Source organism: Micrococcales bacterium (assembly GCA_016703125.1).
Lineage (GTDB): Bacteria > Actinomycetota > Actinomycetes > S36-B12 > UBA10799 > JADKAV01.
The window spans coordinates 341,906-366,088 of record JADJCR010000002.1; the positions used below are offsets into that span (position 1 = coordinate 341,906).

A 24,183-nucleotide genomic window follows, 5' to 3' on the forward strand; every position below is an offset into this window, starting at 1 on the left:
GTGCTCGGCTGCCCGCGCCGCAGGGATGTAAGACTGCTGCGGTGACCTTCACGCTGCACGTCGACGGCCCGGCCTGGCGGCAGCACACTGCGGTGGTCCGCGACGCCCTGCGCACCACGATCCGCGGGGAGGGGGCGCGGGCCCGGCTCGGTGATCTGGTGCCGGTCGCCAAGGGCAACGGGTACGGCCTGGGCCTGGACATGCTGGCCGCCGAGGCCAACCGGCTCGGCGTCGACCGGCTCGCCGTGGGCACGGTGTTCGAGATCCCGCTGGTGGCCGAGCACTTCCACGGCGACATCCTCGTGCTGTCCCCCTGGGAACCGCGCGACACCATCGCCGAACGCTCCTGGCAGGCCGTGCAGGCGGGGCCGCACGCCGCCCGCATCATCCGCACAGTGTCCGACGCCACACTGGCGAAGTCCCTGCCCGCCGACCTTCCCGAGGGCAGCCGTCTGGTCCTCGAGGGGATCACCAGCATGCGTCGCTTCGGCATTCTGGAACCCGACCTGCTCGCGGTTCTCGGCGGTGAAGCGTTCCAGCAGGCGCTGCGCACCGGACGGATCCATCTGGAAGGACTGGCGCTGCACCTGCCGCTGGCCATGCCCGAGGTCCACCACGTGTCCGCCACCCGGCTGCCCCGCGGCACCAGCGCCCGCGTGATCGAAGTGCAGGGATGGACCAAGACCTGGCGAGCCGGACTCGAGGAACTGCTGCGGGCACAGTGCCCGGTCGGGGACAACGCGAACATGCTGTGGGTCTCACACCTCAGCGATGACGAGCTCGGATCGTTGCGGGGGCTGGAACCGGACGTCACCGTCAACGCCCGGGTCGGCACCCGGCTGTGGCTGGGCGACGGCTCGGCGCTGCGCGCCCGGGGCACCATCCTGGCGGTGCACCAGATCGGCCGCCGGTTCGCGGTCGGCTACCGCCAGCGCAAGGCCACCAGCGACGGACTGCTGCTCGTCGTCGGCGGCGGCACGTCGCACGGCGTGGCCATGGCCGCTCCCTCACCGGCCGCCTCCCTGCGCCAGCGGGCCATCGCCGCCGGTACCGGGGCGCTGGAGGCCACCGGCCGCAGCCGCTCACCCTTCCAATGGGGTGAGAAGTTGCTGTGGTTCGCCGAACCCCCGCACATGCAGGTCTCCATGCTGTGGCTGCCGGATTCCGCACTGCGCGAAGGCCTGGCGCACGGCCTGCGCACCCCCACCGTCGGCGACACCCTCGACTGCCGGGTGCGACACACCACTGCCCTGTTCGACGCGGTGCTCATCGACGCATGATCTCGATCCTGCCCAGCCGCGACGATCCCACGGTCGCCAGCGGCAGCGAGGTGGCCGGCGGGCCGGCCGGATCGCGGGTACGGCTGGGGGTGACTTGGTGGAACGCCTACCGCGTACTGATCGTGATGACCGCCACCGCAGCTGCGGTCGGATACCTGTCCAAGGCGCATTGCCTGCTCAACGGTTGGGGCGCCGGCAAGTACACCCACCTGTGCTATTCCGACATCCCGCCGCTGTACCACCTGCGCGGACTGGCCGACGGGGCGGTGCCCTACGTCAGCGACCTCCCCGCCGATCAGGTTCTGGAGTATCCCGCGCTCACCGGCGTCTTCGTCTACCTCGCCGCTCGGCTGACCCCGGCGGGCAGCACCCTGTGGTTCTTCAACGTCAACGTCCTGCTGCTGCTCGTGTGCTGGATCATCGCCGTCCTCGCCACCGCCGTGGCCTCCCGCAGCCGGCCCTGGGACGCGGCGATGATAGCGCTCGCGCCGGGCATCATCATGTCCGGGACCGTGAACTGGGACCTTCTGCCGGTGGCGCTAGTCGCGGTGTCGGTGGCGCTGTGGGCCCGCGACCGGCCCTGGTGGGCCGGGGTTTTCCTGGGATTGGGGATCGCTGCGAAGTTCTACCCGCTGCTCCTGCTCGGCCCGATGTTCCTGCTGTGCTGGCGCGCCCGCGCGTGGCGGGCCTTCGGACGGTACCTGGCCGGCGCGGTGGTGGCCTGGCTGGTCGTGAACGTCCCCTTCATGCTGGCCGGTTTCGACGGGTGGGCCCGCTTCTACACATTCAGCCGGGAACGCGGTGAAGACTTCGGTTCGATCTGGCTGGCACTGACCACCTCTGGCCACCAGGTTCCCGCCGACCGCCTCAACACTGTGGCCACCGGGCTGTTCCTCCTGCTGTGTGCCGGGATCGCCCTGCTGATCTGGCGGGCTCCCATCACCCCCCGGGTGGGACAGGTGATGTTCCTCGTGGTCGCTGCTTTCCTCATCACCAACAAGGTGTACTCCCCGCAGTACGTGGTGTGGCTGATCCCGCTGGCAGTACTGGCCCGCCCCCGCTGGCGCGACTTCCTCATCTGGCAGGCCGGGCAGGCGGTGTACTTCGTCGCGGTGTGGCTGTACCTCGCCGGCCTCGACGAAGGGGCCAAGGGGCTGTCCAAGGAGGCCTACGCGGTGGCGATCCTCATCCAGATCGGTGTCACGGTGTGGTTCTCGGGCATGGTCGTACGCGACGTACTGCGCCCGCGCCACGATCCGGTCCGCAACGACGGCGCCGGGGTCCTCGATCCGCTCGCCGGGCCGCTGTCCCGGCCTACGGGCTCGGCGACACCGCCGGCGGTGACGCCGCCGCCGGCTGGGTAGGCGAGACCGGGGGCTGCGTCGCGGGTGACTCAGTTGCCTGGGTCGGGGTGGGTGATGCCGTACGCGTCGGCCGGGGGGACTTCGAGGTGGCACCCGACGGTGTCGCCGTCAGCGAGGGCGACACGGATGCGCTCGGTGAGACGGTGGTGGTCGGCGACGGGGCCACCGATCCGGACCCCACCCAGGTACCCGGCATCGGGAAGGTCTCCACAGGCTGCCCCTCGAGGGCCCCCCGCATGTACGCCGTCCACATCTGGGCCGGGAACGAGCCACCGGTGACACTCGACAAGCCACCGGTACCCTCCAGCGTGACCATGTTGCCGGCCTTGTCGGACTTGGCCATCATCACCGCGGTGGCCAACTGCGGGGTGTACCCCACGTACCACGCGGACATGTTGTTGTCCGTCGTCCCGGTCTTGCCCGCCGACGGCCGTCCCAGGCCCAGCGCGGTCGTACCCGTACCCACGTTGACCACCTGCTGCAGAGCGAAGTTGACGTTGTCCATGACGTCCTCGTCGAACTCCCGCTCGGTGCTCGGGATGAACTCGTAGTCCACCTGCTTGTCCGGGGTCTTCACCTCCTGGATCATCGACAGGTCCGCGCGCTCCCCGCGGGCGGCGAACGTCGAATACGCATGGGCCATGTCCAGCGCGGTCGGCGAGGCGGTGCCCAGCACGGTCGTCGGGTCTGCGCGCAGGCCGGTGGTGTCCTTCGGCACCCCGGCGCGGATCGCGGCCTTGCGCACATTGTCGGTGCCCACGGTCAGCCCCAGTTCGACGTAAGGGGTGTTGATGGAGTTCTCAGTGGCCTTGAGCAGGGTCACGATCCCGTAACTGGTGTTGCCGTAGTTCTGCAGGGTGTAGCCCTGGATGGTGCGCGGCGAGCTGCCGTCCCACGTGGAGTAGAGGCTGATCCCGTCCTCGAGGGCGGCTGCCAGTGCGAACGGCTTGAACGTCGATCCCGCCAGCGCGGTGGCCTGGGTGGCGTCGTTGAGCTGGTTGCGCAGGTAGTTCCGCCCGCCGTACAGCGCCACGACCTCTCCGGTCCCCGGCCGGACACTGGCCAGGCCTATACGCAAGCCCTCGGTGTTGTACGTGGGTCCGTATTGGTCGACGGCCGCGATGGCTGCGTCCTGTGCCTGCTTGTTGATCGTTGTGGTGACCCGGTACCCGTTGAGGTTGATGTCGTCATCGGTGTACCCGAGGTCGAGCAGTGCTTGGTGGGACGACTCCAGCAGGTAGCCGTTGGTGCCCTTGTAGTAGTTGTAGGCACCGCTCCACGGCAACGGCTCGGGGAAGACCAACTGGTCCGCCTGCGCCTGTGTGAGCCCGCCGGTCTCCACCATGCCGGCCACCACGTAGTCCCAGCGTTGCTGAAGATCGCTCTGGCCCTTCTTGCTGGCGTAGAACGACGGTGCGCGGATGATCGCGGCCAGGTAGGCGGATTCGGCCGCATCCAACTTTGCCGCGGTCTTGCCGAAGTAGGCCTGGGATGCCGCCTGGATCCCGTACGCGCCCCGACCGTAGTAGATGGTGTTCAGGTAGTCGGCCAGGATGTCGTCCTTGCTGGCCTGTGTCTCCAGCCTGACCGACAGTACGAGTTCCTTGAACTTGCGTGTGAACGACTGCTCCTGGGTGAGGTAGGCGTTCTTCGCGTACTGCTGCGTGATCGTCGAGGCACCCTGCGTGGTGCCACCGGTGAGGTTGTTCCACGTCGCGCGGATCAGGCCCTTGGGGTCGAAACCGCCGTGGCTGTAGTAGCCCCGGTCCTCCGCGGCCAGGATGGCGGCCTGCATCTCCGGCGAGATCCGGTCGATCGGAACGCTGGTCCGGTTCGCCTCGCCGATGCGCCCGATCTCGGTCTTGCCGTCGTCGTAGTAGATCCGCGTGGTCTGCGCGACGGCCAGGTCGTTGGGTTTGGGGATCTGGATGGTGGCCACAGCCACCCCCAGCCCGATGAAGGCCACAACGATCAGCGTCCCGACGATGCCCAGCGTGAGCTTCCACGACGGCAGCCAGCGGCGCACGCCGCTCTTGCCCGCCCGCGGGTAGTCGATCCACCGCCGTTTGACCTTGGCGGAGGCCTTTTTCGCCATGTAACTATCCTCGTTCCTCAATCCCACCTGTACTCAGACGTCGCGCGGCGCGGCGCGGTGCCGTCAGGTGTCGCCCTTGCGCACCCGTAGTGCCGGACGGGGAACCCCGTCCCCGAGCACGTAACTGCGCAGGCGGAAATGCCAGTGGCAGTCGGGGCAGACCTCGACTTCGTCGACGCGGAACTGGCCGTGTTCACCGGCCATCTCGTCGATCTCGGCAGCCGAGTGCTGCCGGCCCGTGTAGTCCCCCAGTTCGTCCCCCCACGTGTAGCGCAGCAGCACCATGTTCGATCCCTGGCACCACGGGCACTTCTCCTCGCGCGCGGTGCCGTGGTACTTGGCCGCCCGGAGCAAGTCCGGATGCGGATCCAGGTTGTCACTGGCACCGGTGGCGGTGAGCACCAACTTGCCCAGCGCCCGCCTTCTCTGCAGTGTGTAGTCGACCACCCGTCGCGGTGTGCGGGGGTCGTCGACATCCTCCGGTTCGGCCAGTTCCGGACGCGGGCGCGGCGGTTTGCTCGGTGCACCCAGCACCTTGCTCCCACGCACAGTCCCCTGTGCCCGCATCTCGGCCATGCCCCCAGGGTAGGTGGTAAACCCCCGGCTCACACCCGCCGTGTTAGCAACTTCACGCGCCGCGCGGTTAACCAGGGGGATGCTTGCGCGATGCCGCAAGTCCATCTATTCTATATATCGACGCGATACATCTCGTCGAATCAAGCGGATGGAGGATCATCGGTGGCTGCCGCCAAGCGTGCCCACGTACTCCAGTTCGCCGTGCTCGGCCTGCTGCACGAGGGGCCGATGCACGGATACGAGTTGCGCAAGCGGCTCAACGGTGTGCTCGGGACGTTCCGCGCCATCTCCTACGGCTCGTTGTACCCCTGCCTGAAGGACATGCTGGCCGCTGGGTCGATCGCCGAGGACGGCCCTGCCGACGCCGGCGCCCCGGCCCTGTCTGGGCGCCGCGCGCGCATCGTCTACAAGCTCACCCCCGAAGGCAAGGATCGCTTCCAGGCCTGGCTCGGTGAAGCCGGGCCCGAGGCCTACGAGGACGAACTGTTCGGGGTGCACCTGGCCTTCTTCGGCCGGACCGACCGCGACATCCGGCTGCGGATCCTGCTGGGACGGCGCAACCGCCTCGAGGAGCGTTTGGCCACCCTGCGCAGCAACCTGGCCAAGCGCCGTGAACGACTTGACGAGTGGACCCTGACCCTGCAGCAGCACGGTCTGGACAGCGTCGAGCGGGAGGTCGATTGGCTCTCCCAACTCATTGATCAGGAAATCGACGGCAACTCGCCGTCCTCATCGTCGACCGGCACCGAGCCGGCGAGCAAGTAAGGAGAACGAATGTCTATTCGTGTCGCCATCGTCGGTGTCGGTAACTGTGCCGCGTCACTGATACAGGGCGTCGAGTACTACAAGGACGCCGACCCGCAGGGCAAGGTCCCTGGGCTCATGCACGTGAAGTTCGGGCCGTACCACGTGTCCGACATCGAGTGGGTCGCTGCTTTCGATGTGGATGCCAAGAAGGTGGGCCAGGACCTCGCACACGCGATCTCGGCCAGTGAGAACAACACGATCAAGATCTGCGACGTGCCCCCCACCGGCATCACCGTCCAGCGGGGCCACACCTACGACGGCCTCGGCAAGTACTACCGCGAGATGATCACCGAGTCCGACGACGAGCCGGCGGACATCGTCGCGACGCTCAAGGCCACCAAGGCCGACGTCCTCGTGTGCTACTTGCCGGTCGGTTCCGAGCAGGCTGCGAAGTTCTACGCCCAGTGCGCCATCGATGCCGGGGTCGCCTTCGTCAACGCGCTGCCGGTGTTCATCGCCGGTACGCCGGAGTGGGCCAAGAAGTTCGAGGACGCGGGTGTGCCGATCGTCGGCGACGACATCAAGTCGCAGGTAGGTGCCACCATCACCCACCGGGTGCTGGCCAAGTTGTTCGAGGACCGCGGCGTGACCGTGGACCGGACCTACCAGCTCAACGTCGGCGGGAACATGGACTTCATGAACATGCTCGAGCGCGAGCGCCTGGAGTCCAAGAAGATCTCCAAGACGCAATCGGTCACCTCGCAACTGGTCGGCGACATGCCCGCCCGCAACGTGCACATCGGACCGAGCGACTACGTCGCCTGGCTCGATGACCGCAAGTGGGCCTTCGTGCGCCTCGAGGGCCGCAACTTCGGTGACGTGCCGCTGAGCCTGGAGTACAAGCTCGAGGTGTGGGACTCGCCCAACAGCGCCGGCATCATCATCGATGCCATCCGCGCGGCGAAGATCGCCAAGGACCGCGGCATCGGTGGTCCGATCCTGTCCGCGTCGAGTTACTTCATGAAGTCGCCGCCGGTGCAGTACTCCGACGACGAGGCCCGCGAGGCCGTGGAGAACTTCATCGCCGGCACCGTCGAGCGCTGATCAGAAGGACCTCGAAGGGCCCGCTCCCGCACCGGGGGCGGGCCTTCGAGCATGATGGATGCATGACGCAGCCGGTCGCACACTCCTGTCCGTACTGCCACCTGAGGTTCCTGCTCCACAACGAGGTGAAGGACCACATCGCCCACGATCATCCGGAGCATGCGAAGGTCGCGGCCAGCGCCGAGATCCACGAGATGCCCCGCGGCTGAGCAGCGCCGCACCGGCGTTGCCCGGCTGTTGCCGGGCACTCACGTTCGGATGGGGCTAGGAGCCAGTTCCATCGAACAGCGCGGACAGGTCCAGTGAGGGGACGTGCCGCTCGCTGGCCAGCGAGACGTACTTGCGGGCAAGTGCGTCCTTGCCGAAGCCCAGCACAGTGCTCAGCAATCCGATCGCCTCGGGCAGTTCGGCAGGCGGCCCGGCGGCGACGACCCGCCGCCACATCGCCTCCTCCAGTGCGTTGTAGGCGGTCTGCACCTCGAAGATGTCGAAACCCTGGTTGAAGCGCTCGACGGCGACCGCCTCCGAGAACTCACTCATCTCGGCGAGGTTCCGGGTGGCGATGGCATCCACGACGAGGCGGAACAGATCTGCCAGACGCTGCCTGGTGAACTGCTCCCCGGCGGCCTCGTAGTGAGCGATGTGGGAGCGTTGGAGCGCGGCGTAGGCCTCATCCAGGACACCAGATTCACCGTCCACCAGCAGTGCATCAAGATTCATGGCGCGACTCCTCCTCAGTTCCCCCCCATCCTTTCACAGGCCGCCTGTCGGCCCGGCGCCTCGTCCACGCAGCACTGGCGGCGTGGCCGGCCCCGATAGCCTTGCCCGCGTGACCCACCCGCTCAAGGCCGCCCTGGGGTCACCCCTCTACCGGAGGTTGCTGGCGATCCGGCTCACCGGACAGGCCGGCGACGGCATGCTGCAGTCAGCCCTGGCCACCTTCGTGCTCTTCTCCCCGGAACGACAGGCCAGTGCGTCGGCCATCGCCGCGGCATTCGCCATCCTCGCGCTGCCCTACTCATTGATCGGACCGTTCACCGGAGTCCTGCTGGACCGTTGGCGCCGGCAACGGGTGCTGCTGTGGGGCAACCTCGCCCGCGCCGTGAGCATGATCCCGGTTATTGGCTTCACCGCCGCCGGTGATTCCGGCGCCGGGCTCGGGATCAGCGTGCTCGCCGCGATCGGGATCAACCGCTTCGTCCTCGCCGGGTTGTCCGCAGCCGTGCCCCTGACCGTTCCGGAGTCCAGCCTGACCACCGCGAACGCGATCGCACCCACCGCCGGCACCATGGCGGCGGCACTGGCGGCGTTCCTGGGCGTGGGCCTGCGACAGGCGCTGGGCGGCGACGACACCGGCTCGGTCGTTGTGCTGTGCGTGACCGCGGGCGTGTTCGTCGTCGCCGGGCTGCTGGCCACGCGGGTGCACCGGCTCGAGTTCGGCCCACTGCCCGGGGAGCACTCCCAGACCGCCCGGCAGGTGTTGCGCGGCCTCGGTGACGGCGCCCACCAGTTGTGGCACCGGCCCCCTGCCCGCAACGCGATCATCATGGTCAGCGCCCAGCGCATCGCGATCGGTGCGGGCACGGTCATCGCGGTGCTGCTCCTGCGGCTGCAGCTGAACCCGCCGCAGGAGACCGACCAGGCGCTCAACGAACTGGCCTTCATGCTGGGGGCGGCCGCAGCCGGAGCGCTGCTGGGGGCCGTGATCACCCCCGCGGTCGCGCGGCGCATCGGGCCGGTCATGTGGACCTCGGCGTCGTACGCCCTGGCCGGAGTGGTCGCCTGGTTCGGGGTCGCGACCGCCACGGTCGCCAGCCTGATCCTGGCCGGCCTGTTCATCGGGTTCGCCGGCCAGGTGTCGAAGGTCTGCGGCGACACCTTGGTACAGGAGTGGATCGACGAGGGCAACCGCGGGCGCGTGTTCGCCCTCTACGACGTCGCCGTCAACGTGGCCCTGGTCTCCGGGGTCGTCTTCGTCGCTTCACTGGACCCGCAGGCCACCAACGCCGGGCTCACAGCAGCTGCCATCGGCTTGGGCCTGATCGCGAGCGCGCTGCTGTACGTGCGAACCCGGGTGCCGTCGCCTTAGGCCTGCTGCTGCCACCACAGCAGCAACTCAGCGGTCGCCTCGGCCTCGGTCATCGGCCCGCGCTCCAGCCGCATCTCGAGCAGGTGGTTGTACGCCTGCCCGACCTGCCGGCCGGGACCGATCCCCAGGATCTGCATGATCTGGTTGCCGTCCAGGTCCGGTCGAACAGCGGCCAGCTCCTCGGCCTCGGCGAGCACCGCGATGCGCTGCTCCAGGTGGTCGTAGGTGCGCTGCAGGGCCGCGGCCTTGCGCTTGTTGCGCGTCGTCGAATCCGCGCGCGTCAGTTTGTGCAGCCGGAGCAACTGGTCGCCGGCGTCGCGGGCGTAGCGCCGCACCGCCGCATCGGTCCACTCCCCGCCGCCGTAACCGTGGAATCGTAAGTGCAGGGCCACCAGAGCGCAGACCTGGTCGATGGTGCGGGTGTCGAAACGCAGGGCCTGCATGCGCTTGCGGGTGATCTTCGCGCCGACCACCTCGTGGTGGTGGAACGAGACCCCCCCGCCGGGCTCGTGCCGGCGGGTGCGCGGCTTGCCGACATCGTGCATGAGCGCGGCGAACCGCAGAACGAAGTCAGGTTCCACCGCAGGCTCGTGCGCGGTCTCCAGGGCGACGGCCTGGTCGAGGACGGTGAGCGTGTGCTCGTAGACGTCCTTGTGCCGGTGGTGCTCGTCGATCTCGAGGCTCAGCGCCGGCAGTTCGGGCAGGAACCTGTGGCACAACCGGGTGTCCACCAGCAACTGCAGTCCTGTGCGCGGCTGCGGCGACAGGATGAGTTTGACCAACTCGTCACGGATGCGTTCGGCGCTGACCACGTCGATGCGTTCGGCCATGTCGGCCATCGCCTCCACTGCCTCGGGATCGACCCTCATGCCCAGCTGGGAGGCGAACCGGGCCGCGCGCAACATCCGCAGCGGGTCGTCGGAGAAGGAGTCCTGCGGCGACCCGGGGGTGCGCAGACGCTTGCGTGCGAGGTCCAACAACCCGTCAAACGGATCGATGAAGGCGCTGTCCGACAGTCGCAGTGCCATGGCGTTGACGGTGAAGTCGCGGCGGCCCAGATCCGACAGCAGGTCCGCGGTGTACTCGACCTGCGGCTTGCGCGAGTCCGCCTCGTACCGGTCCGCCCGGTAGGTGGTGAACTCGAGTTGCAGGTCCCCGCGCTGCGCGCCGACCGTGCCGAAGCGCGCCCCCACGTCCCACACCGCGTCCGCCCATCCGGACAGCAGCGCCAGCATCTGCTCGGGGCGGGCATCAGTGGCGAAGTCGAAGTCGACGATCGGGCGCCCGAGGATGGCGTCCCGGACCGAGCCGCCCACCAGTTCCACGTCCATGCCCGCCGCCGCGAACCGGTCCCTGAGGTCGCCGAGCACCGGGTGCTCGGCCAGCAGTCGCGCCACGGCGGCGTCACGCGCCGCGTGCAGCGCCTGCAGGGGAGGAACGGGCCGGGTCACCCTTGCAGGGTATTCGCCCCGCAGCGCCCACCCGGCCGGACGGTCGTCGCTGCGCCGCGCACCGTGCTTGCCACCCCCGATCCGCCGATTGCGCCTATCCTTGCCACCATGCCCCACCCGTCTCCCTCGCGGTTCAAACTGCGGTACGTGACGCGGTCGCGGTCGACGGTTGACGAGACCAGTGCCGGGGGCCTGGTCCTGCGCCGCACCGAGGACAGGGTGGAGGCGGCGCTGATCGCCCGGTACGACCGCCGGCACCGCTTGGTGTGGTCGCTTCCCAAGGGTCACGTCGAGGACGGCGAGACGGTGGAGCAGGCCGCTCTGCGGGAAGTCTTCGAGGAGACCGGGCTGACCGCGCAGATCATCGCGCCGCTGGGCATCATCGACTTCTGGTTCGCCGTGGAGGACCGGCGGATCCACAAGACCGTCCACCATTTCGTCATGCGGTACGAGTCCGGGGAGATCAACGACGAGGACATCGAGGTGGTGGACGTCGCCTGGGTCGCCTTCGACGAGGTGTCGTCGCGGCTGGCGTACCGGGACGAGCGGCGCCTCGTGGCCAAGGCCCGCGGGATGCTCGGCGAGATCTAGTGGCCCGGCTTCTCGCCCTCCTGCTCAGCCTGCTGCTCCTGTCCGGTGCCGGGGCCCCGGCGTCGGCAACCGCCCGGCAGGTCGACACCGACACCGTGACGATCAGCGTGGCGCGGATGACGCCGCTCGATCCGCAGCCGGGGAAGACCTTGCGCATGAGCGGGCGCATGCGCAACCGATCCGACGCACCGGTGACGGACATCCAGGTGCGGCTGCTGCTGTCCAGCACCCCCTTGGCCACGCGATCGGAGATCACCACGGTGGTCGACGGCGCCACCGACCGCGACGGTCCGCCCACGCTGGCGGTCAGCGAGCCGATCGCGAGCCTGGCTCCGCGCACGGGTGCCGGCTGGTCGGTGGAACTTCCTCTGGACTCCCTGCCCCTCGGCTCACCCGGGGTCTACGTCGTCGGGCTCGAGGTGATCGGCACCGGCACCGACGGTCTGGCCCAGCGCCTGGGCCTGACCCGCAGTTTCCTGCCCTGGTACCCCGAGGGCACGGTCCAGCCGACCCGGCTGGCGTGGCTGTGGCCCGTCACCGCCGCCCCGGACCGGGCCCTGAACGAGGTCCAACTCAGTGAGCGCACGGCTGCGGAGATGGCCACCGGCGGGCGACTGGAGCGCATCGTCGCGGGGGCCGGCGACACCCGCATCACCTGGGTGTTCGACCCGTGCGTGCTGCAGACGGCCGAGGGCATGGTCGACGGGTACCAGGTCACCGGCGAGCCGGGGCCCGTCGCCGGTGCAGGCGGTCCGGCCGCGACGCAGTGGCTGGCCGCCGTGCGCCAGGCCGCCAGCACCCAGTCGGCGGTCGCGACCGCCTACGCGCTGCCCGATGCGACCGCACTGCAACGTGCCGAGATGGATGAGACCGTCGTGGCGGCGACCGAACGCGCCGCCGCCGACGTCTCTGCGGAGGTCCGCACCACCGTCGACGAGGTGCTCGCGTGGCCCACCGGCGGCGTCACCACGCCGGGCGCCATGCGACTGTTCCGCGACGGTGGGGCCACCGGGATCCTGCTGTCCGACGCATCCTTGCCGGCCAACCCCGGGCTCACCTACACCCCGGACGGGTTCACCACCTGGGGTGGGTTGCCGGTCACGCTGGCCGACTCCGGGCTGTCAGCGGCGCTGGCCATGCCCCAGACCACCGGGCCCGAGGCCCTGCTGGCCCGCCAGCGGTTCCTGGCGGAGTTGGGGATGATCGCCGGCGAACTGCCCGACGACCCGCGCGCAGTCGTTGCGTCCGCCGATCCACTGTGGAGTCCGCGCACAGCGTTCCTGCGCCAGACGCTGCGGGCGCTCGACCAGGTCTCCTACGCCCGCCTCGTGACGCTGGCGTCGGCGCGGCGGCAGGCGTCCGAGGTGCCCCGGACCCGAATTCCCTACGGACCCCTGCAACGCAGCGCGGAACTCTCGCGGGAGTACCTGGCCGCACTCGCCGGCCAGCAGAGGTCCGCCCGCCGGTTCGAGGCGATCCTGTCCGAACCGACCGACCTGGGCTACGAACAAGGGGTGATGCGCCAGGCCGCAGGCGCCTGGCGGACCGATGAGCAGGGCGGCATCGCGCTGCAGCGCACGGTCTCCGCGCAACTCGACGTCCTGACCTCCGATGTACGTGTGGCGACCACGGGAACGTTCACGCTGCCCGGGGACACCGGGCGGATCCCTGTGACGGTGGCCAACGACCTCGACCAGGACGTCACCGTGGGCATCCGCCTGGAGACCACCGAGCAGGCGCGCCTGCAGTCCGCGGCCATCGAGCCGTTCGAGGTCGAGGCCGGGCGCAAGGTCAGCCTCGAGGTGGAGGCCAAGGTCATCGGGTCGGGAACCTTGCCTGTGCGCATCCAACTGACCACGCCCAGCGGGCGGCGCTACGGGGAGCCGGTCACGGTGCAGGTGCGGACTACCGCCTACTCCCGGGCTGCTGCCTACGTCGTCTCGGGCGCCTTCGTCATCCTGGCCTTCCTGCTGGGGATGAACTTCGTGCGCCGGAGCAAGGCCCGGGCGGACCACACGTGAGCACCGAACGGGCGGGGGTACTGCGATCCAGCGCGCTGATGGCGGCCGGGACGATCACGTCCCGGGCCACCGGGCTGGTGCGCGACATGGCGCTGGTGGCCGCGATCGGGTTCGGCACCCTGGCCGATACCTACAGCCTGGGCAACTCCCTGCCCAACATCATCTACATCCTGGTAGCCGGGGGCGCGCTCAACGCCGTGTTCATCCCGCAGTTGGTCCGGCACATGCAGAACGACCCGGACGGGGGCCACGGGTTCGCCAACCGGCTGCTGCGGGTGGTCGCCCTCATCACGTTCACGTTGACCGTGGTGGCTGTGCTGGCCGCCCCCTGGATCGTGCACCTGTACGCCACCAGCGAGTACTCGGCACGTGAGTTCGACCTCGCGGTGGCGTTCGCGCGCTTGTGCCTGCCCCAGATCGTCTTCTACGGGCTGTACACGATGTTCAGCCAGGTCCTCAACGCCCGCGGCCACTTCGGCTCGCCGATGTTCGCGCCCATCGTCAACAACGTGGTGGTCATCGCGGCCTGCCTGGCGTTCCTGCGGGTGGCCGGTGACCAGGTGGACGTGGACACGATCACCGACGGCGAGGTGGCCTGGCTGGGGATCATGACCACTGTCGGCGTGGTGCTGCAGGCCCTGGTCCTGGTCCCCGTGCTGCTGCGGTCCGGCTTCCGCTTCGCCTACGTCAAGGGTCTGCGCGGGTTCGGCCTCGGTCACACCGGCAAACTGGCGATCTGGACGATCGGGCTGGTCCTGGTCAACCAGCTCGGCTTCCTGGTCGTCACCCGGTTGGCCACCCTGGCCAACGTCCTGGCCTCGCGGGCCGACGTGGTGGCGCAGGGGCTGACGACCTACCAGAAGGCGTACCTGATCTTCATGCTGCCGCACTCGGTCGTCACGATCTCGATCATGACGGCGCTGCTGCCGCGCATGAGCCGGGCCGCCGCCTCCCAGGACTTGGCCAAGGTGGGGGCGTTCGTCTCCGACGGCATGCGCCTGGTGGCCGTGCTGATCGTCCCCGCAGCGGTCAGCCTGTTCGTGGCCGGCCCCATGATCGCCACGGTGATCTTCGGTTTCGGGGCCGGTGCCGGGGAGTCGTCCACCTACGCAGGCCTGGTGGTCATGGCGTTCGCGTTGGGCCTGCTGCCGTTCTCGCTGTTCTACGTGCTGCTGCGCGGCTGGTACTCATTGGAGGACACGCGGACCCCCTTCTTGCTCACCGTGGTCTACAACGTGCTCATGGTGGGGCTGTCCCTGCCGCTGTTCTACGCCGCTTCCGTGGAGTTCAAGGTGACCGCCCTGGCCCTCGGGTACGCCTTGGCGTACTGGTTCACCCTGGCCCTCGCGTGGTGGGTCCTCGCCCGGCGCCTGGGCCATCTGCAGGGGCGGCAGACGGCCTGGGTCCTCGCCCGCCTGATGGTGGCCGGAGTGGTCGCAGCCGCGGCTGGGTTCGCCGTCACAGCGGGCATGACCGCGCTTGCGGCGGCGGGCGACGACGACATCCCGCTGGGCTTCGCGGGCATGCCCGGGTGGGCCCTGGCCACCGCGGTGGTCACCACCTTCGCTGCGATCGCGGTCTACATCGTCCTGGCCTGGGCACTGCGCGTGCGCGAGATCGCCGACGCCTGGGCGATGGTGCGCGCGAAACTGCCGCTGCCCGTGCGCAAGGCCGGCTGAGCCGGCACCCCGGCAGGTACCCTGCCGGCCGATCCCCCTGCCCTACTCTGTGGAGTGTGACCGAGGGTGCTTCGAGGCCGTGGCGGGAGCGCTACGAACTTCTGGACCTCGTGTCCCGCACGCCGGTGTCCGCGCTGTGGCGGGCCTACGACAACCGCCTGCGTCGCACGGTCGGACTGCGCATCGTGGACGCCTCGGTCCCACGCCTTCCCGAGGTGCAGCAAGCCGCGATCGCCGCGGCCCACATCACCGACCGCAGATTCGTCAACGTCCTGGACGTCGTGGGTCCCGAGCCCGACCGGGAACTGGTCATCATCTGTGAATGGATCCCGGCCATCGCCCTGCCGGAGTTCCTGCAGGAGCCGATGACTGCGCACGGGGCCGCCACCACGGTGGCCCAGGCGGCCCGGGCCATCGCCTCGGCACACGCACAGGGCGTCAGCCACGGCCGGCTGCGGCCCCGTTCCCTGATGCTGCTGCCCGACGGCTCGGTGCGGGTCCGCGGACTCGGACTCGACGCCGGTCTGCACGGTCCGGACCCCGACCTCGAACCGGTCGCCGCGGACATCCACGGTCTGGGATCGCTGCTCTACTGCTGCCTCACGGGACGCTGGCCGTTCGAGGCCGAGACCGGCTTGCCCGTGGCACCGCAGCAGGACGGCGCGCCCGTGCCCCCGCAACGCTTCATCGCCAACGTGCCCGCCGGCCTGTGGCAGGTCATCGAGCGCTGCTGGAACGGGGAGTACAGCAGTGCCGCCGACGTGGCCGCCGACATGCGCAACGAGGCATCCGACCTGTGGCAGCCGCCGCACGCGCCGGTGTTCGGCCGCCGCCGGACCCGGGTGCTGGGGACCGCAGTCGTGGCCGTGCTGGGCGGCGGGGCGGTGGTCATGGGCCTTGCCGACGCCGCCAACCGGTCCGGTGACCCGGTCACCGCCCAGCCGCGGGCGCAGGGCCTGGCCACGCTGGTTCCGGCGACGTCGCCGGATGAGCACCGGCTGCCCATCGTCAAGGTGGACGACTACGACCCGTACGGAGTCGACGGCGAGAACGGATCCGCGGTGCGGTTCGCCATCGATCGCGACCCCATCACCGCCTGGACCACCGTCGTGTACTACGACCCCTACCTGGGCGGCAAACCCGGCGTCGGCATGACCGTCGATCTCGGGGCACCCCGCCAGATCACCTCCGTGGACCTCAAACTCGTCGGGGCCAACAGCGACGTCGAGGTGCTGCTGGGGAACAAGCGGTTCGCCGAACCCGCCAGGTACCGCACGTTCGCGCGGGTGTCCGGGGCCGGAACCCGGATCCTTCTGCGTTCGCCGCGGCCCATGTCCGGCCGCTACGTCGTGGTCTGGTTCACCCGGTTGCCCTGGATCGACGGCGACTACCGCGGCGGCGTGCGGTCCATCGTCGTGCGCAGCGGGTGACCCCATGATCAGCGACGAGTACTCCGACGCCGAACTGCTGCAGGCCCATGTGGATGGTGACCCGCACGCCTTCGGTGTGCTGTTCAGCCGCCACCGGGACCGGCTGTGGGCGGTGGCGCTGCGCACCGCCGGGGGGCCCGACGACGCCGCGGATGCCCTGCAGGACGCCATGGTCGCGGCGTTCCGGCGGGCCGCCTCCTTCCGCGGCGAGGCGGCCGTGACCACCTGGCTGCACCGGATCGTCGTCAACGCCTGCCTGGACCAGCACCGCCGGCGGCGCAACAAACCGACCACCACGTGGATCGAGTCGCTCCACGAGACCGCGCACACAGGCGACGACATGGCCAACCGCGAGTTGCAGATCGAACTGGAGAAGGCGCTGTCCTCGCTGCCCGACGACCAGCGGGCGGCCATTGTGCTGGTGGACGTCGAGGGTTACGGGGTGGACGAAACGGCCGTGATCCTGGGATGCCCGCCCGGCACCGTGAAGAGCCGCTGCTCGCGCGGGCGGGCGAAGCTGGCCAAACAGCTCAGCGCGGTCCGGAACCCCGATGGGCAGGCCGGCGTCCTACCCGAGAAGCAGGGAGGTGGCGGGACATGACCGGCGAGGACGAGGTGCGCGCGCGCCTTTCCGCCCTGCCCGAGCCCCCGATCCCCGACGAGGTGGCCTCGGCCATCACCGCACGCCTCGCCGACGAGGTCCGTCTTCGCAGCACCGGCGGCGATCCCGGCCCAGCGACCGTGGTGCCCTTCACAGCCCGGCACCGGCGCCGGCTCAGCGGACTGCTGGTGGCCGCGGCGGCTGCCGGCATCGCGATGCTGCTTGCCTGGACCATCGCACCAGCGGGACAACCGGGCACCGACGGCCCCCCAGTGATCCGGGCCGGGGCCATCTACGAGCCCGCGGACTTCGCAGACCAGCTGCGGCAGCGATTCCTGAACGCGCCCGCCGCCAGCGCCCCCACGCACACGTTCGCCGACTCCAGCGCAGGCATCGTCTCCTGTGCAGACGCAGTGGACGCCTACGGCCGGGTTCTGGCGGTGGACACCGGCTCGTACGACGATCGCGCCGCCGTGGTGATCGTCACCTCCTACCCCGCGGACACGAAGTACGAGGAGATCTGGGTGGTCTCCCCGGTCTGCGGATCGTCGGACGCCGTAGTCATCCGGCATATGGTCTATGACGTGGACGCCTCCACGGCTACCCTCTAGAGGGGCCGGCCGCCTGGTGGGAATACCCGCCCGGAGTATCTGGTTGTGCCCACCAGGAAGCAAGGAGAATCACCAGTGAGCGACATCCGTGAAGTGATCATCATCGGTTCCGGCCCGGCCGGCTACACCGCCGCGGTCTACGCCGCCCGGGCGCAACTCGAGCCGGTGCTGCTGGAAGGTGCGGTGACCGCCGGCGGCGCACTGATGAACACCACCGAGGTCGAGAACTACCCCGGCTTCCCCGAGGGCATCCAGGGCCCCGATCTGATGCTGGCGATGCGTGCCCAGGCTGAGAAGTTCGGGGCGCAGATCCTCACGCAGGACGCCGTCGACGTGCAGTTGTCCGGCGAGTGAAGACCGTCACCGACGACGCTGGTACCGTCTGGCGCGCGCGCGCGGTGATCCTGGCGATGGGGTCGGGGTACCGCGAACTCGGGGTGCCCAACGAGAAGCGCCTGTCCGGCCATGGCGTCTCCTGGTGCGCCACCTGCGACGGCTTCTTCTTCAAGGGACAGCACATCGCGGTGATCGGTGGCGGGGACTCCGCCATGGAGGAGGCCACCTTCCTGACCAGGTTCGCCGAGAAGGTCACGATCGTCCACCGCCGCGACGAGTTCCGCGCCAGCCGGATCATGGCTGAGCGTGCACTCAACGACCCCAAGATCGAGGTGGTGTGGAACTCCGAGGTCGTCGACGTGATCGGCGAGGAGAAGGTCTCGGGGCTGGAACTGCGCAACCGGGTGACCGGCGACCAGTCCACACTCGAGGTCACCGGCCTGTTCGTCGCGATCGGGCACGACCCCCGCAGCGGACTGGTCAAGGGCCAGATCGACCTCGACGACGAAGGGTACGTCGTGGTGTCCGGCCGCACCACCAGCACCAACGTCGACGGGGTGTTCGCCGCCGGCGACTTGGTGGACCACACGTACCGCCAGGCGATCACCGCCGCTGGCAGCGGTTGTGCAGCCGCGCTGGACGCCGAGCGTTACCTGGCCGGTCACTGACGCCCCCGCCCCCGCACCATAGGCTTGACGCAACCTGTAAGGAGACCCATGTCTGCTACCAAGATCGTGACCGACGCCACCTTTGCCGACGACGTCCTGCTCAGCGACAGGCCCGTCATCGTCGACTTCTGGGCGGAGTGGTGCGGGCCGTGCCGCATGGTGGCCCCGATCCTCGAGGAACTCGCCGGCGAGCACGACGAGGTCGTCGTGGCAAAGCTCAACGTCGACGAGAACCCCTCGATCGCCGCCCAGTACGGCATCACCTCGATCCCGACGATGAACGTCTACTCCGGCGGCAAGGTCGTGAAGCAGATCATCGGCGCCAAGCCCAAGGCTGCCCTCCTCGCAGACCTGAGCGATTACCTGAAGTAGCGAAAGCACACCCGTGGCACGTGTCGGTGACACCGGGCCGGTCGTCGCGGAAGTTCGCGAGCGGCTGATCCGGCTGGGCATGCTGCCAGCAGGCACTCCAGCGCGATTCGACAACGCGATGGATGCTGCCGTGCGCGCTTTCCAGCAGCAGCAGGGCCTGACCGTTGACGGGATCGTGGGTCCGGAGACGTTCCGCCGCCTCGAGGAGGTCCGCTGGCGGCTCGGGGACCGGGTCCTGTCCTACAGCGCCGGCCACATGCTGATCGGTGAGGACGCCCTGACTCTCCAGCGCCGGTTGACCGACATGGGATTCGATTCCGGACGGGTGGACGGCATCTTCGGGCCGTCCACCGACCACGCGCTACGGGATTTCCAGCGCAACGTGGGCCTGGAGCCCGACGGGGTGTGCGGCCCGGACACCCTGCGTGCCCTGGACCGGCTCAACCGCACCGTCAGCGGCGGGGCGCCCGAGGAACTGCGCGACCAGCAGGCCTTGTCCCGTCTGCAGACCGGCACTGGTGACAAGGTCATCGTCATCGACCCCGGTCACGGGGGCAACGACCCGGGGCGGGAGGTGCCGGACCTCACCGAGCAATCGGTCATCGACGACATCTGCTCCCGGCTCGAGGGCCGGCTGTCCGCCGTGGGCATCCAGGTCCTGCTGACCCGGCCACTGGGGGTGCGCCACGCCTCTCCGTCCACTGAGGCGCAGCGGGCAGTCTTCGCCAACCGGGTGGGGGCGGACCTGGTGATCTCCCTGCACTGCGACTGGGAGCCCTCCGGCAGCGGCAGCGGGGCCGCGACCTACTACTACGGCAGTTCCCGCACGGCCTCGATGCTCGGCCGGGAGTTTGCCGAGATCCTGCAGGAACACGTGGTGCAGCGCACAGAACTGGCAGACTGCAGCACGCACGCCAAGACCTGGGACCTCTTGCGGATGACGCGCATGCCCGCTGTGCGGCTGGAGGTCGGCTACCTGTCCAACGCTGCTGACCGGGCCCGCTTGACCGACCCGCACACCCGCCAGGAGATCGCCGAGAGCATCGCCGCGGCCATCCGGGCGTTCTTCAGTCCGCCGGTGGCGAGTCGTTAGACCTGGCGTCTGTGCGGGCGCAGACCCGCCAGGACGAAACCTGCCAGCAGGCCGAGGCCCGCGAGGGCGAGAATGCGAAGAAGGACCCGGGAGGATTGTTTGTCGGCCACGACAGGCATGGTAGAGACAGACCGGAGGTGGGTGCATGACGGGATCACGACTCGACCCGTGGATCGATGCCTATGCAGCACGGGCGATGGGGATGACCGCCTCGGAGATCCGCGCACTCTTCGCTGTGGCGTCGCGGCCGGAGGTCGTGTCCCTGGCCGGCGGGATGCCCTATGTGGACGCCCTGCCCATGGAGGCGATCGCGCAAACGGTGCACGACCTGCTGATCAGTCAGGGGTCGGTGGCGCTGCAGTACGGCAACGGCCAGGGCGACCAGACCCTGCGCGAGCAGATCGGTGAGGTGATGGCACCGGTCGGTGTCAGCGCACATCCCGACGACATCGTGGTCACGGCGGGCTCGCAGATGGCGCTCGACCTGGTCACCCGGGTGTTCTGCGACCCCGGGGACGTGATCCTGGTCGAAGCCCCCTCCTACGTCGGAGCGCTGGGGGTGTTCCGCTCGTACCAAGTGGACGTTCGCCATGTCGCCATGGATTCCGGGGGTCTGGTGCCCGAGGCGCTGCGCGAAGCGCTGGCAGCTTGCCGTGCCGAGGGTGCGCGCGTGAAGTTCATCTACACCATCCCGAGCTACCACAATCCTGCCGGCGTGACCCAGGACCAGAGCCGCCGCGAGGAGATCCTGCAGATCGCCACCGAGGCGGGGGTGCTGGTGCTCGAGGACGATCCGTACGGGCTGCTCGGCTTCGACGGCGAGGTCCCGCAGGCCATCCGGGCCATGGACAGCGAATCCGTGATCTACCTCGGATCCTTCAGCAAGACGATCGCCGCCGGGCTACGGGTGGGCTGGGCGGTCGCGCCGCACGGCGTGCGCGAGAAGCTCGTGCTCGCCGCGGAGGCCGCGATCCTGTGCCCGTCCAACTTCGCCCAACTCACCGTCTCGGAGTACCTGCGGACCCAGCCGTGGATGGACCAGGTGAAGACCTTCCGCGAGCTCTACCGCGAGCGGCGAGACGCACTGCTGGGCACGATGGAGCAGATGTTCCCGCCCGGAACCAGTTGGACGGTGCCCAGTGGTGGCTTCTACTCCTGGGTGACGCTGCCCGAGGGCATCGACGCCACGGCCATGCTGCCGCGCGCAGTGTCCCAGCTGGTCGCCTACGTGCCGGGGACCGGCTTCTACGTCGACGGGCAGGGCCGGGACTCGATGCGCCTGTCGTACTGCCACCCGACCGCCGATCGCATCAGCGAGGGGGTCCGGCGGCTGGCCGGCGTCATCGAGTCGGAACTGGAACTGACCCGCACCTTCGGCAATGCCCCCGTCCACCTTCCCCCCGGGCCGGCCACGCCGAGCCCGGATCTCGCCTAGAGGTACGCGATGTCGGTTGTCGTGCTGGCCGGCGGTCTGTCCGCCGAACGCGACGTCTCCCTGCGCTCGGGGCGGCGGCTGGCCGAAGCCCTGCGGGGGGAGGGTTATGAGGTCCGCGTCCTGGACGTCGACGCCGCTCTGCTGCCGGCCCTGCAGTCCGACCCGCCCGAGGTGGTCATCCCACTGGTTCACGGTGCCGCCGGTGAGGACGGCTCCCTGGCCGACGTTCTGGAGGCCCTGGAGATCCGCTACGTGGGCAGCGGGCCGGTCGCCTGCCGGCAGACCTTCGACAAGGCCATCGCCAAAGGCATCGTGGCCGACCGCGGGGTGGCCGTGCCGCGCGGCTTCTCGCTGCCCCACGGGATCTTCCGGGACCTCGGTGCACAGGGGGTCATGGCAGCGATCCTGGACCGGCTGGGCCTGCCCCTGATGGTCAAGCCCACCCGTGGCGGGTCGGCGCTGGGTGCGACCCTGGTGCGGACCGGCGAGGAACTGCCCCCCGCGATGGTCGCTGCCTTCGCCTACGGCGACTCCGCGATGCTCGAGGAGTACGTGACCGGTACCGAGGTCGCGGTGTCCGTCGTGGATCTCGGCGACGGCCCGCAGGCCTGGCCCGCCGTGGAGATCCAGCCGCGGTCAGGGATCTACGACTACGCCGCCCGGTACACCGCCGGGGAGACCGAGTTCTTCGTACCCGCCCGGATCTCGGCGGAGGCTGCTCAGCGGTGCGCCGAGGCCGCCGTCGTCGCCCACACCTCCCTGGGGCTGCGGCACTGGTCGCGGGCAGACTTCATCGTCACCGGCGACGATGTGTGCTTCCTCGAGTCGAATGTCGCTCCGGGCATGACCGAGACATCGTTGTTCCCGCAGGCGGCCGCGGCCGCCGGTTACGCGCTGGGCGCGGTGGCTGCGGCACTGGTGTCGTCGGTCTGACCCATCAGCCCGAGGATGCGGTGCAGGTCCTCGGCGTCGGCGAAGTGGATGGTCAGCCGTCCCTTGCGCGCGGACAGGCGGACATCGACCGAGGTGTCGAAGCGGGCCGCCAGTGCGGTCTCCACGGTCTGCGCGAGGTCGGACTTCTCGACCGCCCGGCGCCGCCGCCGTGGTTTGGGCACATCAGAGGCGACAAGTTCCTCGGTCGAACGCACCGACAGCCCTTCCGCGACGATGCGGGTGGCCAGCGCCTCCATCTGCTCCTCGGTCTGCAGGCCGAGCAGGGCCCGGGCATGGCCGGCGCTGAGCACCCCGGCGGCCACCCGGCGCTGCACGGCCGGCGGGAGTCTGAGCAGCCGCAGTGTGTTGGTCAGGTGCGGCCTCGAGCGTCCGAGCCGGTCGGCGAGTTGCTCCTGCGTGACGCCGAAGTCGCTGAGCAACTGCTGATAGGCGGCGGCCTCCTCCAGGGGATTGAGCTGCACCCGGTGGAGGTTCTCCAGCAAGGCGTCCCGCAGCAGGTCGACGTCGGCGGTCTCCCGTACCACGGCGGGGATCGTCTCCCACCCCGCCTCCTGCGCTGCGCGCCAGCGCCGCTCACCGGCCACGATCTCGTATCCGGCGCCCACGGGCCGCACCACGATGGGCTGCAGCAGTCCCACCTCACGCAGCGAGTGCACGAGTTCGGCCAGTGCCTCCTCGTCGAAGTTCTGACGGGGCTGACTGGGGTTGGCTCTGACCTGCCGGACACCGATGTCCAGCAGCCTCACCCCGGGGACCCGCTCCAGTCCCCTGGCCGGATCGCGCAGGTCCACCGCGGTGGCGGGATCGGTCGTGGGGATCAGCGCACCGAGGCCCTTGCCCAGCGCCCGGCGGCTCACGGCGTCACCTCTACCGTCTGCTCGCTGTCGGTGAGGTCGATGGTCGTGCCGAGGAACTCGGCGGCCGCGGTCCGGTAGGCCTGCGCCCCGCGCGACCCAGCGTCATAGGCCACGGCGGAGCGGCCGTGACCCGGTGCCTCCGACAACCGCACCGAGCGCGGCACAGCGGTCCGCAGGACCAGGTCGCCGAAGAAACCGCGGACTTCCTCCTCGACTTGTGCGGACAGCCGAGTCCGGCTATCGGTCATGGTGAGCAGGATGGCTGCGATTCGCAGACTTGGGTTCAGGTGCTCGCGCACCATCTCCACGGTCCGGATCAGTTGTCCCAGCCCCTCGAGGGCGTAGTACTCGCACTGGATGGGGATGAGCAGGTCCTCGGCCGCGACCAGTGCGTTGAGGGTGAGCAGTCCCAGGCTCGGTGGACAGTCGACGAGGACGATGTCGGTGGGATGCTCAGCCAGGTAGGCCGCGAGCGCCTTCCGCAGCCGGTACTCGCGGGCCACCATGCTCACCAGCTCGATCTCCGCGCCCGCCAGATCGAGACTGGCCGGCACCAGATGGACCCCCGGGCTCTCGGGGACCGCCACCACCGTCTGCGCCATGGGCACGTCCTCGATGAGCACGTCGTACACGCCGGGATTCTCCGTGCGACTGGACACCCCCAGTCCGGTGGTGGCGTTACCCTGCGGATCCAGGTCGACCACGAGCACACTCTTGCCCAGCTCGGCGAGGGCGGCCGCCAGATTGACCACGGTAGTGGTCTTGCCCACCCCGCCCTTCTGGTTGGCAACCGTGACGATCATTCGTCCTCCCCTGTCCTCGGCCAGCC

The 24,183-nt window shown here is 69.4% G+C and carries 22 protein-coding genes and 1 pseudogene; 17 read left to right on the plus strand and 6 right to left on the minus strand.

Annotated elements, in window-relative coordinates; genetic code table 11:
* Positions 1-41: 41 nt before the first annotated feature.
* Both IPG68_03350 and IPG68_03355 read left to right on the plus strand, forming a co-directional pair.
* Positions 42-1,280 carry an alanine racemase gene (locus IPG68_03350; GenBank protein ID MBK6762356.1) on the plus strand — a complete coding sequence of 413 codons (1,239 nt, stop codon included), beginning with the start codon at positions 42-44 and terminating at the stop codon, positions 1,278-1,280.
* Complete coding sequence (locus IPG68_03355) at positions 1,277-2,644, plus strand: DUF2029 domain-containing protein (GenBank protein ID MBK6762357.1); 1,368 nt, start codon at positions 1,277-1,279, stop codon at positions 2,642-2,644. The genes IPG68_03350 and IPG68_03355 overlap by 4 nt, the downstream gene beginning before the upstream one ends.
* Here the strand turns inward: IPG68_03355 and IPG68_03360 are convergent.
* The gene (locus IPG68_03360; protein MBK6762358.1) at positions 2,595-4,739 is read right to left on the minus strand and encodes a penicillin-binding protein; all 2,145 of its coding nucleotides are present in this window, start codon (positions 4,737-4,739) and stop codon (positions 2,595-2,597) included. The two genes, IPG68_03355 and IPG68_03360, sit on opposite strands and share 50 nt — an antisense overlap.
* Positions 4,740-4,802: 63 nt before the next feature.
* Positions 4,803-5,315 (minus strand): DUF5318 family protein, encoded by a 513-nt coding sequence (locus tag IPG68_03365; GenBank protein MBK6762359.1) that lies wholly within the window; start codon positions 5,313-5,315, stop codon positions 4,803-4,805.
* A gap of 90 nt (positions 5,316-5,405) precedes the next feature.
* Between IPG68_03365 and IPG68_03370 the strand changes: the two genes are divergently transcribed.
* The 3 genes from IPG68_03370 to IPG68_03380 all read left to right on the plus strand — a co-directional run bounded on the left by IPG68_03370 (position 5,406) and on the right by IPG68_03380 (position 7,375).
* Positions 5,406-6,080, plus strand: coding sequence for a PadR family transcriptional regulator (locus tag IPG68_03370; GenBank protein ID MBK6762360.1), 675 nt, complete (start codon positions 5,406-5,408; stop codon positions 6,078-6,080).
* Between the two features lie 9 nt (positions 6,081-6,089).
* Positions 6,090-7,166, plus strand: a complete 1,077-nt coding sequence (locus IPG68_03375; GenBank protein MBK6762361.1) for an inositol-3-phosphate synthase — start codon at positions 6,090-6,092, stop codon at positions 7,164-7,166.
* A gap of 62 nt (positions 7,167-7,228) precedes the next feature.
* Entirely contained in the window at positions 7,229-7,375 is a 147-nt protein-coding gene (locus IPG68_03380; protein MBK6762362.1) for a hypothetical protein, read from the plus strand.
* 55 nt (positions 7,376-7,430) lie between these two features.
* Here IPG68_03380 and IPG68_03385 read toward each other — a convergent pair whose 3' ends face one another.
* Positions 7,431-7,886: a hypothetical protein gene (locus tag IPG68_03385; protein MBK6762363.1), complete on the minus strand. Its 456-nt coding sequence runs from the start codon at positions 7,884-7,886 to the stop codon at positions 7,431-7,433.
* Between the two features lie 109 nt (positions 7,887-7,995).
* Between IPG68_03385 and IPG68_03390 the strand changes: the two genes are divergently transcribed.
* Positions 7,996-9,255, plus strand: coding sequence for an MFS transporter (locus IPG68_03390; protein MBK6762364.1), 1,260 nt, complete (start codon positions 7,996-7,998; stop codon positions 9,253-9,255).
* On the opposite strand, the gene IPG68_03395 is transcribed toward IPG68_03390, so the two are convergent.
* On the minus strand, positions 9,252-10,706 hold the full coding sequence (locus IPG68_03395; GenBank protein MBK6762365.1) for a CCA tRNA nucleotidyltransferase: 1,455 nt from the start codon (positions 10,704-10,706) through the stop codon (positions 9,252-9,254). The genes IPG68_03390 and IPG68_03395 overlap by 4 nt on opposite strands.
* 108 nt (positions 10,707-10,814) lie before the next feature.
* Between IPG68_03395 and IPG68_03400 the strand changes: the two genes are divergently transcribed.
* The 11 genes and pseudogenes from IPG68_03400 to IPG68_03450 all read left to right on the plus strand — a co-directional run bounded on the left by IPG68_03400 (position 10,815) and on the right by IPG68_03450 (position 22,476).
* Positions 10,815-11,297, plus strand: a complete 483-nt coding sequence (locus tag IPG68_03400) for an NUDIX hydrolase (GenBank protein ID MBK6762366.1) — start codon at positions 10,815-10,817, stop codon at positions 11,295-11,297.
* A complete protein-coding gene (locus tag IPG68_03405) occupies positions 11,297-13,318 on the plus strand; it encodes a hypothetical protein (GenBank protein ID MBK6762367.1) in 2,022 nt (673 codons plus the stop codon). Before IPG68_03400 ends, IPG68_03405 begins: the two co-directional genes overlap by 1 nt.
* A complete protein-coding gene (gene murJ / locus IPG68_03410) occupies positions 13,315-14,997 on the plus strand; it encodes a murein biosynthesis integral membrane protein MurJ (protein ID MBK6762368.1) in 1,683 nt (560 codons plus the stop codon). The genes IPG68_03405 and murJ overlap by 4 nt, the downstream gene beginning before the upstream one ends.
* Positions 14,998-15,053: 56 nt before the next feature.
* On the plus strand, positions 15,054-16,427 hold the full coding sequence (locus IPG68_03415) for a hypothetical protein (protein MBK6762369.1): 1,374 nt from the start codon (positions 15,054-15,056) through the stop codon (positions 16,425-16,427).
* A 4-nt stretch (positions 16,428-16,431) separates the two neighbouring features.
* Positions 16,432-17,028, plus strand: coding sequence for an RNA polymerase sigma factor SigM (gene sigM / locus IPG68_03420; GenBank protein ID MBK6762370.1), 597 nt, complete (start codon positions 16,432-16,434; stop codon positions 17,026-17,028).
* Positions 17,025-17,639 (plus strand): hypothetical protein, encoded by a 615-nt coding sequence (locus tag IPG68_03425; protein MBK6762371.1) that lies wholly within the window; start codon positions 17,025-17,027, stop codon positions 17,637-17,639. The genes sigM and IPG68_03425 overlap by 4 nt, the downstream gene beginning before the upstream one ends.
* A 75-nt stretch (positions 17,640-17,714) precedes the next feature.
* Positions 17,715-18,643: pseudogene (trxB, locus tag IPG68_03430) on the plus strand (thioredoxin-disulfide reductase).
* 48 nt (positions 18,644-18,691) lie between these two features.
* A complete protein-coding gene (trxA, locus tag IPG68_03435) occupies positions 18,692-19,015 on the plus strand; it encodes a thioredoxin (protein MBK6762372.1) in 324 nt (107 codons plus the stop codon).
* Positions 19,016-19,094: 79 nt separating this feature from the next.
* Positions 19,095-20,108 carry an N-acetylmuramoyl-L-alanine amidase gene (locus tag IPG68_03440; GenBank protein ID MBK6762373.1) on the plus strand — a complete coding sequence of 338 codons (1,014 nt, stop codon included), beginning with the start codon at positions 19,095-19,097 and terminating at the stop codon, positions 20,106-20,108.
* Positions 20,109-20,253: 145 nt separating this feature from the next.
* Positions 20,254-21,543, plus strand: a complete 1,290-nt coding sequence (locus tag IPG68_03445) for a PLP-dependent aminotransferase family protein (protein ID MBK6762374.1) — start codon at positions 20,254-20,256, stop codon at positions 21,541-21,543.
* Positions 21,544-21,552: 9 nt separating this feature from the next.
* Positions 21,553-22,476, plus strand: coding sequence for a D-alanine--D-alanine ligase (locus tag IPG68_03450; GenBank protein MBK6762375.1), 924 nt, complete (start codon positions 21,553-21,555; stop codon positions 22,474-22,476).
* Here IPG68_03450 and IPG68_03455 read toward each other — a convergent pair.
* Both IPG68_03455 and IPG68_03460 read right to left on the minus strand, forming a co-directional pair.
* Positions 22,431-23,354, minus strand: a complete 924-nt coding sequence (locus IPG68_03455) for a ParB/RepB/Spo0J family partition protein (protein ID MBK6762376.1) — start codon at positions 23,352-23,354, stop codon at positions 22,431-22,433. The two genes, IPG68_03450 and IPG68_03455, sit on opposite strands and share 46 nt — an antisense overlap.
* A complete protein-coding gene (locus IPG68_03460; GenBank protein ID MBK6762377.1) occupies positions 23,351-24,157 on the minus strand; it encodes a ParA family protein in 807 nt (268 codons plus the stop codon). The genes IPG68_03455 and IPG68_03460 overlap by 4 nt, the downstream gene beginning before the upstream one ends.
* Between the last annotated feature and the right edge of the window lie 26 nt (positions 24,158-24,183).